This window comes from Moraxella oculi (assembly GCF_023336735.1).
Lineage (GTDB): Bacteria > Pseudomonadota > Gammaproteobacteria > Pseudomonadales > Moraxellaceae > Moraxella > Moraxella oculi.
In genome coordinates this window covers 1-17,006 of the sequence record NZ_JAMBAQ010000006.1, presented here as the reverse complement: position 1 = coordinate 17,006, position 17,006 = coordinate 1, and the positions used below count along the sequence as shown (strand labels likewise).

At 41.9% G+C, this 17,006-nt stretch carries 10 protein-coding genes; 8 read left to right on the top strand and 2 right to left on the bottom strand.

The window, feature by feature from the left end; all coding sequences use genetic code 11:
- Positions 1–64: 64 nt before the first annotated feature.
- From M2R47_RS04095 to M2R47_RS04070, 6 genes are read left to right on the top strand one after another with little or no spacing between them, the layout of a single operon-like run.
- Complete coding sequence (locus M2R47_RS04095; RefSeq protein WP_249099367.1) at positions 65–925, top strand: helix-turn-helix transcriptional regulator; 861 nt, start codon at positions 65–67, stop codon at positions 923–925.
- A gap of 10 nt (positions 926–935) precedes the next feature.
- A complete protein-coding gene (locus M2R47_RS04090) occupies positions 936–4,478 on the top strand; it encodes a dynamin family protein (protein WP_249099364.1) in 3,543 nt (1,180 codons plus the stop codon).
- A gap of 10 nt (positions 4,479–4,488) precedes the next feature.
- Positions 4,489–5,466 carry a hypothetical protein gene (locus M2R47_RS04085; protein ID WP_249099361.1) on the top strand — a complete coding sequence of 326 codons (978 nt, stop codon included), beginning with the start codon at positions 4,489–4,491 and terminating at the stop codon, positions 5,464–5,466.
- A 15-nt stretch (positions 5,467–5,481) separates the two neighbouring features.
- Complete coding sequence (locus M2R47_RS04080; protein WP_249099356.1) at positions 5,482–8,739, top strand: ATP-binding protein; 3,258 nt, start codon at positions 5,482–5,484, stop codon at positions 8,737–8,739.
- Complete coding sequence (locus M2R47_RS04075; RefSeq protein WP_249099354.1) at positions 8,697–9,413, top strand: HNH endonuclease; 717 nt, start codon at positions 8,697–8,699, stop codon at positions 9,411–9,413. Before M2R47_RS04080 ends, M2R47_RS04075 begins: the two co-directional genes overlap by 43 nt.
- A 15-nt stretch (positions 9,414–9,428) precedes the next feature.
- Positions 9,429–9,824 carry an SMI1/KNR4 family protein gene (locus M2R47_RS04070; protein ID WP_249099350.1) on the top strand — a complete coding sequence of 132 codons (396 nt, stop codon included), beginning with the start codon at positions 9,429–9,431 and terminating at the stop codon, positions 9,822–9,824.
- Positions 9,825–9,961: 137 nt separating this feature from the next.
- On the opposite strand, the gene M2R47_RS04065 is transcribed toward M2R47_RS04070, so the two are convergent.
- Both M2R47_RS04065 and polA read right to left on the bottom strand, forming a co-directional pair.
- The gene (locus M2R47_RS04065) at positions 9,962–11,467 is read right to left on the bottom strand and encodes an anthranilate synthase component I family protein (RefSeq protein ID WP_249099571.1); all 1,506 of its coding nucleotides are present in this window, start codon (positions 11,465–11,467) and stop codon (positions 9,962–9,964) included.
- A gap of 273 nt (positions 11,468–11,740) precedes the next feature.
- Positions 11,741–14,650 (bottom strand): DNA polymerase I, encoded by a 2,910-nt coding sequence (gene polA, locus M2R47_RS04060; RefSeq protein ID WP_249099348.1) that lies wholly within the window; start codon positions 14,648–14,650, stop codon positions 11,741–11,743.
- A gap of 168 nt (positions 14,651–14,818) precedes the next feature.
- On the opposite strand from polA, the gene M2R47_RS04055 reads away from it, so the two are divergent.
- Both M2R47_RS04055 and M2R47_RS04050 read left to right on the top strand, forming a co-directional pair.
- Positions 14,819–16,402, top strand: a complete 1,584-nt coding sequence (locus M2R47_RS04055; protein ID WP_249099347.1) for a peptide chain release factor 3 — start codon at positions 14,819–14,821, stop codon at positions 16,400–16,402.
- Between the two features lie 507 nt (positions 16,403–16,909).
- On the top strand, positions 16,910–17,006 hold a 97-nt coding region (locus M2R47_RS04050), incomplete at its 3' end, for a GTP-binding protein (RefSeq protein WP_079393000.1).

Below are 17,006 nucleotides of genomic sequence, written 5' to 3'. Positions count from 1 at the left end.
AATCAATGGTTAAGAATCACCATTTTTTGTTATAAAATGTAACAGTAAAAAAATTTACAAACATATGAGCAATAAGCATGAACGACTTGCGGATAGATTTGCTGACATTTTTATCCGCCTAAATAACAAGGAGCGCTTAAATCTTAAGGTGCTGGCAGACGAGTATGGCGTGTGCAATAAAACGATCAACCGTGATTTGACTCGCATAGAACGCCATCTACCGTTGGTGCGTGAGCGTGGAGTGGTGTATTTGAATAATACACAGCATCCTTTTACTCTAACTCATAAGGAATTGAGCGATCTTATCAGGCTTATTGGTGTTCACAACTTGTTGCCAAGTATGGATATCCGTTTCTTAAAAGCATTGCTTCAGAAGAAATCACAAAGCACATATCACATTTATCACCATACTTACGAAAATGGTCAAATATTCGATGAATTAATGAGGCGGCTGAATACCGCCATTGCCGAATGCCGAGTCATACACTGCTGTTATGGTGATAAAAAACGCACCATTCATCCTTACAAATTGATTTTCAAAGAAGGGTTTTGGTATTTGATGGGCATTGAAAACGAAAAATTAAAAAGCTATCGACTGAGCAAGATTAATGACTTGGCCATCAGTAAAGAGTGTTTTGAATGCAATGAAGAGATTGATTCACTCATCGATAACGATGATAGTATTTGGCTAGGGCAAAAAGAGATGACCGTTCTTATCAATGTCAGTTCAAAGGTCATATCCTATTTTCAGCAAAGACAGATTTTACCCAAACAAGCCAATGGCGACTGGCTTATACAAAGCACGGTTTGGCATTATGATGAATTATCGCCCATTATACGGTGTTGGATACCGCATTTGACCATAATCGAGCCAAAAGAATGGCAGGATAGGTTGGAGGGTGAATTGAGGTCTTATTTAACTTAAAAGGATATCTATGAGTAAAGATAATTTATTTGAGGTTATTGTGGTTGCCACCATGAGTGCTGGCAAAACCACTGTTATCAATTCTCTTATCGGCATGGAACTACTTCGTTCTGCCAATGAGGCTACAACTGCCACCATTACCCGTATCCATGATAAGGATAATTCCCCTTGTTTTATTGGAAAAGCATATTCATATCAGTACAGTTTATTGTACGAACAATACGATATCGATGCTCAAACCCTTAAGGACTGGAATGAAAACAGACAAATTAAACTCATTGATTTGGTAGGCGACATTCAAGCCTTACATAACGACAAGTTCGAACTTGTATTGTACGACACTCCCGGACCAAACAATAGTCAAGATGACAATCATGAAAAACTCACCATGGAGATTATTGATGACGGTAATTATGGCTTAATACTATACATACTGAATGCCACTCAACTTGGTGTTAACGATGACCGATACTTACTTGAAAAAATCAAAGAATCATTAGCAAAAGACTCACATAAAGAAATTATATTCTTACTCAATAAAGCCGACCGTCTAGACCCAGAAAAAGGCGAAACCCTATCTGGCATTATGAATAATGCCAACAGTTACTTAACTAACTTGGGTTTTAAAAATCCTATCATTATTCCTGTCTGTGCCAAAAATGCCTTGGCTGCCAATAAAGCATTAAACAATCAATCATTGACCCGCTCTCAACGTTCTGATTTGAAAATGGCTTTGGATGATCAAAACAACAGTTTTATTCATCATGCCGCCATTAATGAAAAAATCAAGCGGAACATTTTAAGAAAAATGGGGAGTGTGAAAAAAAAGTATGCAAGCTATCGCAAAAAGCAACAAAAAAGGAAGATGAAAAACAGGTCCAAGCCATCAAAAGCTCAAAACTTGATCATTAATGGGACTGTAAGCACCAACAGTCAAGACCTCAAAAAAGTTATTTATCAAAATGGCATTGGGATTGCTTCTGAGCTTTTACAAATGAAAACAAGAGAGCGTAAAAATGACCTGGCATCAATCCAAGCCAAACCTCACAAGCACAGCAACTCTCAAAAGCAGAAGTCTTCTAGCCTTATAGATACTACTAACAAAACACTGCAACGTTGCAAGCCAAGCAAGCCCAAGCAGTCCATACCCGAGCCTAGCTCAAACACTAAATCTACCAAGGAAACCACCATGAGCAATCATATTTACATTGAACACAACCCCTTTACTGTTGAAACCACTTTTAAAATCAATGGCAGTACACCAGAAGGTTCATTTTTTGAAACCAACCAAAATCGTCGCCTGCAACTGTGGGTAGAAGAGCTATTCCCCGCCCTTCATCATATTTTAAATAGTGCCATTCATTTTGATGTGGTATTTAAAGGCGTGGAAGCAGATTTTTTGGACGTCAAAGCTGCTGCCTTGGAGGCAAATAAACAAGGTCTAAACATCAAAATAGACCACCTAACCACCAAGGATAGCATTGACCGCTTAGAAGAAATGCAAAATCTTATGAGCGAAGCTCAAAACCACCCCCTATTTAAAGATAAAATCAATAATCCTGAGAGTATGATTCATCGTGATTTTGAAGCTGCTCTAAATAAGGACTTTGATGTCTATGTTGCCGCCACCATGTCAGCAGGCAAATCCACGCTCATCAATGCTATGTTAGGTTGCGATTTATTGCCTGCTGCCAATGAAGCAACAACTGCTACCATTGCTCAGATTACCGATAATGACAATATGCCACTTGGAGAATTTGTTGGTAGTCGTATCAATAAAAATGATGAGATTATTGAGAATGGACAAATCGTAACGCTAGACACACTCAAAGAGTGGAACTCAAAAGCAGATACCAAACTCATTAAGTTAGAGGGTAACATCATCGGTATCAAGGAACGTGAACATGTACGCCTTGTACTCACAGATACCCCCGGTCCAAATAACAGCCAAGACCCCGAGCATAGTCGTGTTACCATGAGTTATATTCAGGATTCTGTTCGCAATCCTTTGATTTTATATGTTTTGAATGCCACCCAACTTGGTGTAGAAGATGACCAACGGGTTTTATCTAAAATTTCAGAACTCATGCAACAAGGAGGTAAACAATCCAAAGACCGCTTTATCTTTGTGGTAAATAAAATGGACACTTTTGATCCTGAAGCAGGTGAGAGTGTAGAAAAAGCCTTAGAAAGAGTTCGTATATACTTACAAAAAAATGGGATTGAAAACCCGCAAATCTATCCTGTCTCCGCCAACCTAACACGCCTGCTTAGAAAAAGAGAGAATAATCCAGATAGCCTAACTCGCAAAGAAAGTGGCGACCTAAGCGGTATGGAAGTTTCGTTTAATGCAGAGCCGTCTATGGACTTTGTCCAATACATGACACTTAGTTCATCGGCTCGCAAGAATCTCAATGACAAAAAACTCTCAGCCGTTCTACAAAAAAGTGGAGTCCCCGCCATTGAATCCATGATAGATGAATATATCGATAAATACAATCTGCCTAACCGTGTCAATAGAGCCTACCAAGCTCTGCAAAAAGCCATTGAGATGAGTAGCAATCAGCCCAAAATCGTAGAAAGCCTAGGGGAGCATGAGAGTCAGCTTAATGAAGTTCAAAGACAACTGAGTGATCTAACCGCCAACAAAGATGCTGGGGCGAAAGCCAAAGCAAAAATGGATAAAGTTATCCAAGACAAAAAATCCTTGCAATCCCCAGAGGCGATCAAATCATTTCAAAACATTGAGATGCAAATTCGTAAACAAATATTCCAATTCCAAGATGAATTTGTTGGCAGTGGGGAGACCATGACCAAATCACAGGCGGAGAGACGGATTCGCAATCTTACCAATACCATTACTTTTGAGTCCAATCGCCTTATCAATGAGCTTGACAACGTCATCGAGGCTTCACAGCAACACACCAAACAAGTGTTGCACAAGGTATTTGAAGAGCAAGTCAAAAATATCTTTACTGACATTAAAGGCGTACCCCCCTCTATCTTGGAGGGATTGCAAGATGAGGTTAAATATATCGCCACCATGACAAATTTGGGACTTGAGAGCGATGAAGTTGATGTCAAAATTACCAAAGAGCGGGTAAAAGTCGGCACCAAACAAGAATCTTATCGTGAAAAAACAGGCACTCGCTCCACTTCCAAATGGTACAATCCATTTAGCTGGGGCAGTCGTGAAGATGTGTACGAAACAAAGTACCGAGAAGTAGATGTCTATGAAACCCAAGAACGCCGTGAAGAGAGCGTAGATGCCGATAAGCTGTGGGATAACCGTGAGTTTGAGATTACCGAGCATTTTAACAACCTAACCAAGCAAGCTCGCCACAAGATTGAAGCAGATACCGAGCAATTCGCCCGTCGATTTACAGAATTTATGGAAGGTGAGTTTAATGTCAAGTTTGACGAAATCATAAATGAACTTAACGCCAAAATTCAAGACAAAGCAACGCTTGAAGAACAAATTGCCGAAGCTAAAAACCAACTGGCAAAAATTCATGAGTTCAAGTCTAAATTAAACAACCTATTAGCCCTATAAGGAATATATTATGACCAGTCTAGATAAAAAAGCTTTTATTGACTCACTAAAAAACCATGCAGTCTCATATCAAGACAACCAGCGTCAATACGAACAACTCCAATCAAACCAGCCTGATGTTTTTCAGGCTTTCAATCCTGACGTGGTAACATTGGAAGCTCATCAACATCGCTGGGAGTGGGAGTATTTTGATTCAAAATTCAGCTTTGACGCTCCCCAGTATTTTTCTCATGAGCTTATTCGCCATTTAATTGAGGTGAAACAACATCTACAAGCACAAAACTTGGAGGCAACACCAGTTTATCAAGAGGAATTATCCAGCCCTACACCCCATGAAACACCAGTGTCCACAAAAGAATCGCAAACAGTCGCCCCTACCACACCAAGCATTGCCAAACCTGACTTAACAGGCTTTGAGCTACCTGAACGTTTGGCAGGTTTTTTACAAAGTGGCGATATTGGCAAAATTCGCAATGATTTAATCTCAATTCTAAATAATAGACGCATAAGCATTAAAGATGTGATTTGTTGTGCTTGGGTGGTTTATGAAAGCACTCCTAATGTTTTTGACGAGACAGAAGATTCTGCTTTTTTACAGGAAATGGATAGTAATACCAATAACTGGAATTTGGACTATTTTTTAAACCAACAGACATATCTTTCTCAAAATTTTACCTTAGAAAGATTGTTTCACCTTATCAATGTGCGTGAGACCCTTTTAAAGCGTGGTGATAAAGACTTTCAGCAGATTCAAGTTGCCAAGCCTCGACCTGCACCATCGCCAAGCACCACACCAAAATCACAAACAAGCACGAATACTGCCGACAGCCATCAGACTGCCAGTACCTCTACACATTCTCAAAACACCCATTCAACTTCTTATCAAGAAGAAGAGGATAAAGGCTTGGTATGTCGTTTTTGCGAAGCTGCCAAAAAAATTGGTGGAGACATTTTGGGCTGGGTGCTTGGTCTGTTTGGCAAAAGATAATAAGGGGCTATAACGATGAGCAATACTCTACCAGCCACACAATCCGCCAATGAAATTCATGAAAAGGCACTGGTGAGCTTGATTAACGGACAGCAACTACTAAACAAAAGCTATCTACCCATGCTTAGTAGCTGTCCTGCTCGTCTCATGATGTCCTACCCTAACGAAAAAATAAATACTCATGGCGATGTTAGGCTATTTAAGCTAGAACGGATTGTCCTAGAAAACAAACAATCCGTTTTGGAGAGTTTGACAGCAGGCTATACCGCATTGGGCGTGGCAGGCTATTCGGTTTTTTTACTACTAAATAGCAATGGTATAGAAACCGACATCTATCTTGGTGTTAGAGGTCAGCCGAAAAAAACACAAGGTTTGGCAGCGGGGGAACTGCTACAAAAAGCATTTCATGGGCATTTTTCAGGCAGCTCTCTAAAACCCATGAATGACAAGACTTTGGGTCTGCTTGATGGCATTGCCACCACCAAAAACAACATTACCCCTTCTGTTACTGCCGTAACAGGCGTTCCTTCATTGTCCGTAGAAGAACGTGAACACTTCATGCAGGGGCTAGAAAAATTCATTGATGCTGCCGAAGGCCGCGAATACCAAGCCCTTATCTTGGCAGAGCCTGTTGGCAGTGGACAGCTTGATAAGATTCGTATAGGCTACGAAGGCGTTGCAACACAGCTCTCCCCACTACTCAAACAATCCCTCTCTTTTGGCGAAAATCAAAGCGAAAGTGTGAGTTTGACACTCAGTCAAGGACTTAGCGAATCACTCGGCACAAGCCTAGGGCTTACCGAAACCAATGGCACCAATACAAGTGAAACAAATACTGTAACTTATGGTACCAACTCAAGCAAGACCGATAGTTACTCTTATAGCACCTCATCACCCACGACCACTAGCAAGGCAGGCATGATTGCTGGCACAGGAATTGGAGCGGGGATTGGATTTGTTTTGGGAGGACCTTTGGGGGCAGGATTGGGTGCAAGTTTAGGTGGAACATTAGGTAGTGCATTTAACAAGACCACTTCAACCAATACATCCAACAGCAACACCACAGGCTCATCTTATTCCAAAAGCACAGGTGTAACCACAGGAACATCTTACAGCACCGCACAATCTAGCACTCAAACCCAGACCAATACCACTTCTACCAATGAAAGTCTAGGACAAACAGGCACACAAGGAACAAATCGGCAAATCACGCTTGAGATGACCGACAAGACAATTGAGCAATTGCTCAAACAAGTCGATCATCATCTAGAACGTGTGGACGAAGCTCGCCGTTATGGTGGCTGGCAAAGTGCTGCTTACTTTATTGGAGACACCTCTGCCGACTCTCGCTCGCTTGCCAGTATCTTTTTGGGACTGATGCGTGGCAACAACTCCAATAGCGAGGATTTTGCCCTAACTACTTGGAAAAACGAAGAAAGTAGCAAAATTTTGCCTTGGCTTGCCAATCTCTCACACCCCCGTCTAAGTGCTGATTTTTCAAGCAGTCTTGGCATTGATTATCTAACACCTGCCACGTTGGTATCAGGCAAAGAAATGGCGATACAGCTTAGTTTGCCACGTCGCTCCACATCTACTGTATCGGTTGTAGAAGCCCAAGCCTTTGGCAGACGCATTCAGACGGTCAATGGCGAGAGTGAAACTGCCGAAAAATTTGTTAATCTTGGCAATATCCGTCATTTATGGAATGACTTACCTCAAAAGGTTGCTTTGGACATCAATAAACTGTCAAGCCATGTTTTTATCACAGGCTCAACAGGGGCGGGCAAAAGCAATACCGTTTATCAGATATTAAACGAGCTAAATCGCAACAATGTCAGTTTTATGGTCATCGAACCTGCCAAAGGCGAATATAAGCACATTTTTGGTCATAGAGACGATGTCAGCGTATTTGGCACAAATCCCACGCAAGCTCAGTTGCTAAAAATCAATCCATTTAAATTCCCACAAGGTATTCATGTATTGGAGCATATTGACCGCTTGGTAGAGATTTTTAATGTCTGCTGGCCGATGTATGCCGCCATGCCTGCTGTACTAAAAGACGCCATGCTTGGGGCTTATGAGTTGGCGGGTTGGGATTTGGAACTCTCTACCAATCAATATGGCGATGGTTTTTTTTCAAGTTTTGTGGATTTGCTTGCCATGTTGGAGCGTGTGATTGAGTCATCTGCTTTTTCAGAAGAAGTTAAAAGCAACTACATTGGCTCGCTCGTTACTCGTGTTAAGTCCCTTACTAATGGGCTTAACGGGCAAATTTTTAGTAGCGATGAAATTGACAACAACCTCTTGTTTGATAGTAATGTCATTGTGGATTTGAGCCGAGTGGGTTCACAAGAAACCAAATCTCTCATTATGGGGATTTTGGTCATGAGACTAAACGAATACCGCATGTCTTATGGCGAGATGAACGCTCCACTGCGACACGTTACCGTCATAGAAGAAGCTCATAATATCCTAAAACGCACGTCCACCGAACAAAGCAGTGAAGGGGCGAATGTGGCAGGAAAAGCTGTAGAAATGCTGTCAAATTCCATTGCTGAAATGCGTACTTATGGCGAGGGCTTTATCATTGCCGACCAATCTCCCAATGCTGTGGATATGTCTGCCATTCGCAACACAAATACCAAAATTGTCATGCGTCTGCCTGATGAAGCCGACCGCCGTCTGGTGGGCAAGGCATCAGCTGTCAATGAAGAACAACTAGAAGAAATCGCCAAACTGCCAAAAGGAGTTGCAGTTGTCTATCAAAATGATTGGCTAGAACCTGTGTTATGTAAAGTAAGTCATTGCGATAATGAAGAAAAGCCATATCGTTATCAAGCTTCGCCAACTGATTTATTGGATAAGAGAACCTTTAATACACAATTAGCTCGTCTGATTTTTTCACAAAAATTAGGGCAAACCGAGCAATTTGACTTACAAGCACTAAAGAAGGGTATTCAAAAATTTAATTTACCAATTGTGTATAAAATTGGTCTATTAAAATCCATTAAAGAAATTAGCGATACCGACAAAACTTCTATTTGGCATGACGGAACAGATTTAACCAATTTATTTGTTTCTGTACTTGGCATTAGAAAAGAAATGTTGCAAAATTTCCATAAAGCTGAGTCAGAACATGAACTAAATGCCCTACATCAGCAACTATTATTGACACATATTCACCCAAATAATAGTATTTTTGAAATACTACAACAAGATTGGGTGCAAACATGGCAAAAATCCCAACAAGAAAAACAGGAGATGATTGCATGATAGAACTTGCAAAAGCCCTACAAGAAACCCTAGGTAAAGAGCTAGGTAAAACCAGCTCGGTATTGGACAGGTTTAAAAGCGACGAGCCTTGGGGAAGAAATATCAACCCTATAAATGGCGAGCAGGCTCAAAGGATATCAGATGCAGAAAACAGCTCCACACTCCATGAAGATGTGAAGTTAAAAGAGCCTGAAAACAACCCTGACTCCATAGATACTTCCGAAAATACAGACAACAAACCTGATAATCAGGAAGCTCGCACAATCATCTGCCGAAATCAAAGTCTGGCAGGGGATGTTCATCCCATTACTGGCGTGCCGTTTGTTGAAAAGATTGTCAAGGATGAAAACGGTGAAGATGTGAGAGTGGTTGTACCTGTATTTGATTCTGAATTTGATGCTCAATTACCTGATGATATGTTGCAGTCATCGGATAAAAAACAGTTCGCCGAATGTAATAAACAACTTAAAAATAAGGTGGATAGCGCCCCTGAATTTGCCAAGAAATTCACCCCTGAACAATTAGAGCAAATTAAAAATGGCGACACCCCTGATGGATATACATGGCATCATCATGAAGACACAGGCAAAATGCAATTAGTGGATACCGACACTCATAGAACGGGACATACTGGCGGTAGAGCCATTTGGGGTGGCGGTACAGACAATCGCTAACATAGGAGCAAATACATGAACAATCTTTCTTGGAAATACGTAAAGCCTCTAACAAACAAAGACTCAATCGGTAATTTTGAACAAACCTATGGTTATTCCCTGCCAAATGATTTGAAGTTTGTTGTTGAGCAATTTAATAATGGCAGACCAAATCTCGATACCTTTGATACAACAACCGAAAAAGAGTGTCAGTTTAAAAAACTTCTCTCTTTTAATCCAGAAGATACCGAGAACATTTACGACTTTCTAGATATTGAAACCAATATCAAAAATTTAATACCCATTGCCAACACACCTTCTGGCAATCTCATTTGCTTGCATGACAATCAAATTGTGTATTGGAGACATGAGACTGATGATATTGAATTTTTGGCAAGCTCAATAGCAGATTTTTTAGCCAAATTATACTAGACCTCTTTCCAAACTAAAAATAAACCCTTATGAGTATTGGGGTTGAAGTTTTTAAAAATCCACAAAAATCAGGGTTTGGAAAGAAGTCTACTAAACAAAAAAACCTTTGCTTCATCGCAAAGGTTTTTTACCTAAATTTAAACCAAAAGCCCCCCGCACGCCATTTCCACCGCCTTGACGATTGCCAATGCCTTTTTGTTGGTTTCGTCCCACTCTGCCACGGGGTCGGAGTCCGCCACCACGCCTGCCCCTGCTTGGATATGGACTTGCCCGTCTTTTAGCACGGCGGTGCGAATGGCGATGGCGGTATCCATATTGCCCGACCAGCCCAGATAGCCCACCGCCCCACCAAACACGCTACGGCGAACAGGCTCAACCTCATCGATGATTTGCATGGCTCGGATTTTGGGAGCTCCTGACAGCGTGCCTGCTGGGAATGTCGCACAGAACACATCCAAAGCGTCCTTATCAGCCGACACCACACCTTCTACGTTGCTGGCGATGTGCATGACTTGTGAATAACGCTCAATAAACATCTTGTCGGTTACTTTTACCGTGCCAATGTCGCACACCTTGCCGATGTCATTACGCCCTAAGTCAATGAGCATCAGATGTTCAGCGATTTCTTTTTGGTCGGAGAGTAGCTCGGCTTCTAGTGCCAAATCTTCTGCCGCATCCACGCCTCGACGACGAGTCCCTGCCAAAGGTCGCACGGTAACTTTACGCTCATCACCCACCGTCTCAATACGAGAGAGAATCTCAGGCGACGCCCCCACGATGTGAAACGGCTCATCATTCACCAACTCACCTTGTATCAAAAATAAGTATGGAGAAGGGTTTAGGTATCGTAAGGCTCGATACACCGCCAAAGGATCTCCCTCAAACTCAGCAGACAGTCGCTGTGCGGGAACTACCTGCATGACATCTCCTGCTTTGATGTATTCTTTGATGTGCTTAACATCAAGGCAGAATTTATTTTGACCTGTCTGTGATACAAAATGCGGAAAGGGCTGTTTTTTGACGGTCAAATCAGGCTTGTGTGAGAGTAAATTTTCAATGATGGCAAGATTTTTTAACGCTTTTTTATAACCATCCTTAATTGTGGCGTCGGCATATACCACAACAGATAGTGTATGCTCAAGGTTGTCAAATACCACTACTTGATCAGATAGTGTCAGCCACATATCAGGCAACTTTAAAAGATTGGGTGCATCTGACATGCCAACAGATGGCTCAATCACTCGAATCATGTCATGACCAAAATACCCCACAAGACCACCGCTAAACACTGGCAAATCAGGCAGTTGCTGATTGTTAGGCGTCTTGTATTTTGCCATGAATGAACGAATGAAATCGAACGGATTTTGGGCGTGTGTGGTGATTTCATCCAATCGTCCATCTTTGACGACCACTTGACCCTCATGGTATTGAATCGTTATATGAGACCCAAGTCCAATCATTGAATATCTTGCCCAGCGTTCACCGCCCACCACTGATTCAAACAAATAGGCAGATGAAAAAAACTGACGCAAATTGGCAAAGACTGACACAGGCGTGGCATCATCCATCAAGCGTTTTTTTATCAGCGGAATGTGTGTGTATCCCTGCTTCACCAATTCATTAAATTCATCTTGAGTGATCATCATTTGTCCTTTTTTTCTATCAAATTTTCTATCAAAAAAATACTTAATCAAAAAACACTTTCACTGACTGCAAATCCCAATGATTGGCAATGATTTTTTTGGTCAAGTAGTGAGTGATTAATTTTATCATAAGCCCATGCGACCATACAATAACAGTAAAAATCAGGCTTATTCCATGTTTTTAAGCATGGCATGCAGACAACCCATCACTGGATTTGCTGCCCATCTGTGGGTGGTTGCCATGTTGATTGATGGCACATGCCCAAAGCTCAATCAATGTGCTTTATCCCAATTCTCACCCACACCAATTTCTACCACGAGTGGCACAGAAAACGCCACCCGCCAACCAAGTTCTTTTGCCGTTACTGTCAGCACATTTTGCATGGCGTTCTTAATAAGCTTGCCAATCTCATCCGCTTTGTCAGCATCGATTTCAAATACCAACTCATCATGGACTTGTAATAACAACTTGCCGTACTGCTTGGGCAAAACTTTATCAACGGCAATCATTGCAAGCTTGATGATCTCTGCTGCTGAACCCTGTAATGGGGCGTTGATACTGGCTCTTTGTGCAGCTTGGCGTATCATGGCGTTTGATGAATGGATATCAGGAGTGTACAATTTACGACCTAGAATGGTGGTAACATATCCTTCATCTTTGGCATGCGTTTTGGTGTTTTCCATATAGTCATGAATCGCAGGATAACGAGCAAAATATCGCTGAATGTATTCTTTGGCAACATCATTGGTTACACCCAGCTGTTTTGCAAGACCAAACACCCCCATGCCATATAACAGACCGAAATTCACTGCCTTTGCAGAGCGTCTTTCACTGGAGGTAACCTCATGCAACTCTTTGCCCATGATTTCACTGGCGGTGGCGGTGTGAATATCCAAATCATTATTAAACGCATGAATTAAGCCTTCATCACCACTAAAATGTGCCATCAGTCGCAATTCGATTTGTGAATAATCTGCTGCCATGATGACTCGTCCCTTGGGTGCGATGAATGCTTGGCGAATCAGTCGCCCTGTATCGGTGCGTATGGGAATATTTTGTAGATTGGGGTCGCTTGATGACAGTCTGCCTGTGCTAGTCAATGCTTGATGATAGCTTGTATGCACTCTGCCATGCTCATCACATGCCTTGACAAGTGCGTCTGTGTAGGTGCTTTTAAGTTTTGAGAGGCTACGATGTTCAAGCACAACTTCCACAAGAGGATGGTCAATCTTAGCAAGCACCGCCTCTGATGTTGAGTATTGACCTGTTTTGGTTTTTTTGCCCCCCTTAACACCCAACTTGTCGAATAAAATCTCACCCAGCTGTTTTGGACTGGCAACATTAAACTTCTCGCCTGCCAATTCAAAAGCCCGATGTTCAAGCTGATTGATTTGATTGTCAAAAACAAGCGATAATTGACTTAAAAAATCCGTATGAATCAAGATGCCGTCATGCTCCATCTGGGTGAGAATTTTGGCAGTCGGCATTTCTAGGTGTGTGAGTAACTGTCTGGCATTTTTGTCTTGTTGTAGATAGTCATCAAACACACTGTATAACCTAAATGTGATGTCTGCGTCTTCACAAGCGTAATGACTTGCCTGATCAAGTGCCACTTTGTCAAAAGTGATCTGCTTAACCCCTTTGCCAGCAACTTCTGCAAAAGTAGTGGTAGCAACACCCAAATAATGATTGGACAAATCATCCATATTGTGGCGGGTTGCTACAGAGTTAATCACATAGCTTGCCAGCATGGTATCCATGTGCCAACCAGACAAATTGATGTCGTGCTTTTTAAGTATGTGGCTGTCGTATTTGAGGTGCTGACCGATTTTACCAATACTTTGATCTTGCAATAGGGGTTTTAGGGCATTTAGGACAAAGGTTTTATCCAGCTGATTTTCAATTAAAATGTCAAAATCACCTGTATGACCCACTGGAATATAATACCCTTCATAATTGGTTGTTGCAATGGAGATTCCGACCAGCTTTGCCTTTTGCCAATCCAAATCCGTAGTTTCGGTATCAATGGCAAAATAAGGCATGGATTTTAATCTCTCAACCAGCATCAAAAACTCATCTTTATCTGTAATGGTTTGATAATGTGGTGTTTTGAGTGGTAAAGATCGCACCTCTAAAGGAGATGCTTCTTGTGATGTCAGTGCCGTCAAATCTTGATGCTCAAACTCTTTGTCAGACACATTAGGCACGCCATCATCACGGTCATCATGCCTAGATTTGACCGTGGTCAGTGCCAACAGATCAAACTGTTCTGCCATTTCTTTTTTAAATTCCAATTGAGAAAAAAGAGAATACAGTCGTTCGGCGCGTGCGACTTTTGCAGATTGGCTGTTATCAAGTCTAAGTTCATCAAATGAGATGGGTAATGTCAGATTGGTAACAATGGTTGCCAGCGTGCGATTTAGGGGAATGGTGTCGGCATACTCAATCAAATTTTTACCAACCACGCCCTTGATTTCTGCCACATTTGCCAAAATACCATCAATGTCGCCATACTCGTTGAGTAATTTAGCGGCTGTTTTTTGCCCAATTTTTGGAATGCCTGCAATGCCATCGGAAGCATCGCCCATCAAAGTCAAAAAATCAGCCATTTGAGCATTTGATACGCCAAATTTTTCAAAAACACCGTGAGTGTTCATGACCTTATTTTTAAAGCTGTCTTCTAAGACCACGCAGTCATTAACAAGCTGTGCCATATCCTTATCTCCCGTAGAGATCACCACAGGATAACCATGCTGGCAAGCAGTATGGGCAAGTGTGCCGATGATGTCGTCAGCTTCAAAACCATCAATCTTAATGAGTGGTATGCCTAAATTTTCAATCATTTGATGAACATAAGGAATTTGAACCTTCAAATCCTCGTCCATTGGTGGGCGGTGAGCCTTATAAGCCTTAGACAGCTGATGGCGAAAGGTGGGTGATTTGGTATCAAAGGTAACAGCCATGTGAGTGGGCTGATATTTTCTAATAAGTCTGGTTAAGGCGCTTAGCACGCCACGAATGGCATTGGTGGGCAGACCAGCTTGGTTCGTCAATGGAGGCGTACCATGAAAACAACGAAACAAATAATAAGAGCCATCTACAAGAATGACAGGTGGACGGGTGGCATCAATGATAGTGGTGTCAAAGGTGGCAAGGTTGGGAATGTGCTGATAGTCGGTCATGATGATTGTGTCAAGATAAAAACTTTTGACCTATTATAACCAAAAAGCACCGCTTTTGGGGAAGTGCTGACATAAAAATACCCATTCATCTTGCCCATGTTAATTATCCAAGCAAAAACATGGTATAATTACGATTCAAATTTGATGAGATAAAAACGAAATAACACCATGACAAACCTAACGCAACAAATCAACGCCCGTAGAACTTTTGCTATTATCAGTCACCCCGATGCGGGTAAGACCACCATGACGGAAAAACTGCTACTTTGGGGACAAGTCATTCAAAAGGCAGGTGAGGTTAAGAGCCGTAAGACTGACAAACATGCCACTTCTGACTGGATGAGCATGGAGCAAGAGCGTGGCATTTCCATCACAACTTCAGTCATGCAGTTCCCCTATGCTGACTGTATGGTGAATCTATTGGACACTCCTGGCCACGCTGATTTTAGTGAAGATACCTACCGCACACTGACAGCGGTGGACAGTGCTTTGATGGTGATTGATGGTGCAAAAGGTGTGGAGGAGCGTACCATCAAACTCATGGAAGTATGTCGCATGCGTGACACGCCCATCATCTCATTTGTCAATAAATTGGACCGTGAAATCAAAAACCCTCTAGAGTTGCTTGATGAAATTGAAAGTGTCCTAAAAATCAAGTGCGTTCCGTTTGCCTATCCAATCGGCATGGGACAAGATTTTGTTGGCGTGTATCATTTGCTAGAAGAAAAGACCTACTTTTATAAAAAAGGTTTTGGTTCGCAGATCACTGACATAGAAGTCCGTGATGGCTATGATCATGACGACATTAAAGAACGCTTGGGCGAATTGATGTGGAATGACTTTATCGAAGGTCTTGAGCTTGCTCAGATGGCCTTTGAGGACTGGGATGAGACAGAATTTTTAGCAGGTCGCCAAACTCCCGTGCTGTTTGGTACGGCGTTAGGAAATTTTGGTGTTAATATGATTTTAGATGTGTTGACCCGTTATGCTCCGCCCCCAAAAGACCGTACAGCCGTTGAGCGTGTGGTTTGTGCTGATGAGTCAAATTTTTCAGGATTTGTCTTTAAAATTCAAGCTAATATGGACCCTAAGCACCGAGATCGTGTCGCCTTTATGCGCATCTGTTCAGGTCGTTATGAACGAGGCATGAAGATGAATCATGTCCGCATTGGTAAAGAAGTGCGAGTTTCAGACGCATTGATGTTCTTGGCAGGTGATCGTGAAACGCTAGAAGAGGCTTATGCTGGCGATATCATCGGATTGCACAATCATGGCACGATTCAGATTGGCGACAGTTTCACGAGTGGAGAAACCTTAAATTTCACAGGAATTCCACACTTTGCTCCAGAGTTGTTTCGTCGTGTGGTATTAAAAGATCCTTTAAAATCTAAGCAGCTCCAAAAAGGGTTGCAGCAGTTATCCGAAGAGGGGGCGACGCAAGTATTCATGCCACAAATCAATAACGATTTGATTTTAGGGGCGGTGGGTGTTTTGCAATTTGAGGTGGTGGCACATCGTTTGCTCGAAGAATACAAGGTCCAATGTAGTTTTGAGCCTGTTTCTATCGCCACAGTACGCTGGGTTCATTGTGATGATAAAATTGCTTTTGAAAAATTTAAGAAAAAAGCACACGATCAGCTATCAGTTGATGGTGGCGGTCATCTGACTTATTTGGCACCAAGTCGTGTTAATCTGCAACTCATGCAAGAACGCTATCCTGAGGTGTCATTCCATGCAACACGAGAGCATTGATTGCTAATTGCCGATTCATGCTCAATCAGCCAATGATTTTGTGGAATCATGATGGTAAAGCAAAAGCCCCTTGTCATGTGGCTGGGGCTTTACCAATTTACCAGATTTGATAACCACGCCTTTAAAAACTTGTGAAAAACAATGTGTATCAAGCAAAAAATCAAAGAGCGACATATCTGTCATGGGGCGATATGCTTTTTAAGCCATAACAGTCAGAAAAAAACCCAGTCGATCAACCAAAGGACTGGGTGTTGATGGCTGTGAACCTATATAAATATGCCTGATGAGTTTGGGGTGTAACATGATGGTTGGGTTTAGCCATGCGATTGCTGATGGCGACTTTTTTTGTGGTTTTTCACTCCAACAAAAGTCATGAAAGCTTGTTTGATGGTTGCAAACACTTGGTTGTGTGTTATAATAAGAAAGATATAGCAAATAATTTGCTAGATGGTTCGATAAAATAATGACAGCGTTATTTTATTTTTTAAACAACATGAGGACATACTTATGGCCAAAGCCAAGTTCGAACGCAACAAACCACACGTAAATGTAGGCACCATCGGTCACGTTGACCATGGTAAAACCACACTAACTGCTGCGATTG

What these genes read in the sequence shown, in the direction of transcription:
- M2R47_RS04095 (WP_249099367.1), top strand. Translation starts at nt 65, where the DNA reads ATGAGCAATAAGCATGAACGACTTGCGGATAGATTTGCTGACATTTTT.
- M2R47_RS04090 (WP_249099364.1), top strand. Translation starts at nt 936, where the DNA reads ATGAGTAAAGATAATTTATTTGAGGTTATTGTGGTTGCCACCATGAGT.
- M2R47_RS04085 (WP_249099361.1), top strand. Translation starts at nt 4,489, where the DNA reads ATGACCAGTCTAGATAAAAAAGCTTTTATTGACTCACTAAAAAACCAT.
- M2R47_RS04080 (WP_249099356.1), top strand. Translation starts at nt 5,482, where the DNA reads ATGAGCAATACTCTACCAGCCACACAATCCGCCAATGAAATTCATGAA.
- M2R47_RS04075 (WP_249099354.1), top strand. Translation starts at nt 8,697, where the DNA reads ATGGCAAAAATCCCAACAAGAAAAACAGGAGATGATTGCATGATAGAA.
- M2R47_RS04070 (WP_249099350.1), top strand. Translation starts at nt 9,429, where the DNA reads ATGAACAATCTTTCTTGGAAATACGTAAAGCCTCTAACAAACAAAGAC.
- M2R47_RS04065 (WP_249099571.1), bottom strand. Translation starts at nt 11,467, where the DNA reads ATGATCACTCAAGATGAATTTAATGAATTGGTGAAGCAGGGATACACA.
- polA (WP_249099348.1), bottom strand. Translation starts at nt 14,650, where the DNA reads ATGACCGACTATCAGCACATTCCCAACCTTGCCACCTTTGACACCACT.
- M2R47_RS04055 (WP_249099347.1), top strand. Translation starts at nt 14,819, where the DNA reads ATGACAAACCTAACGCAACAAATCAACGCCCGTAGAACTTTTGCTATT.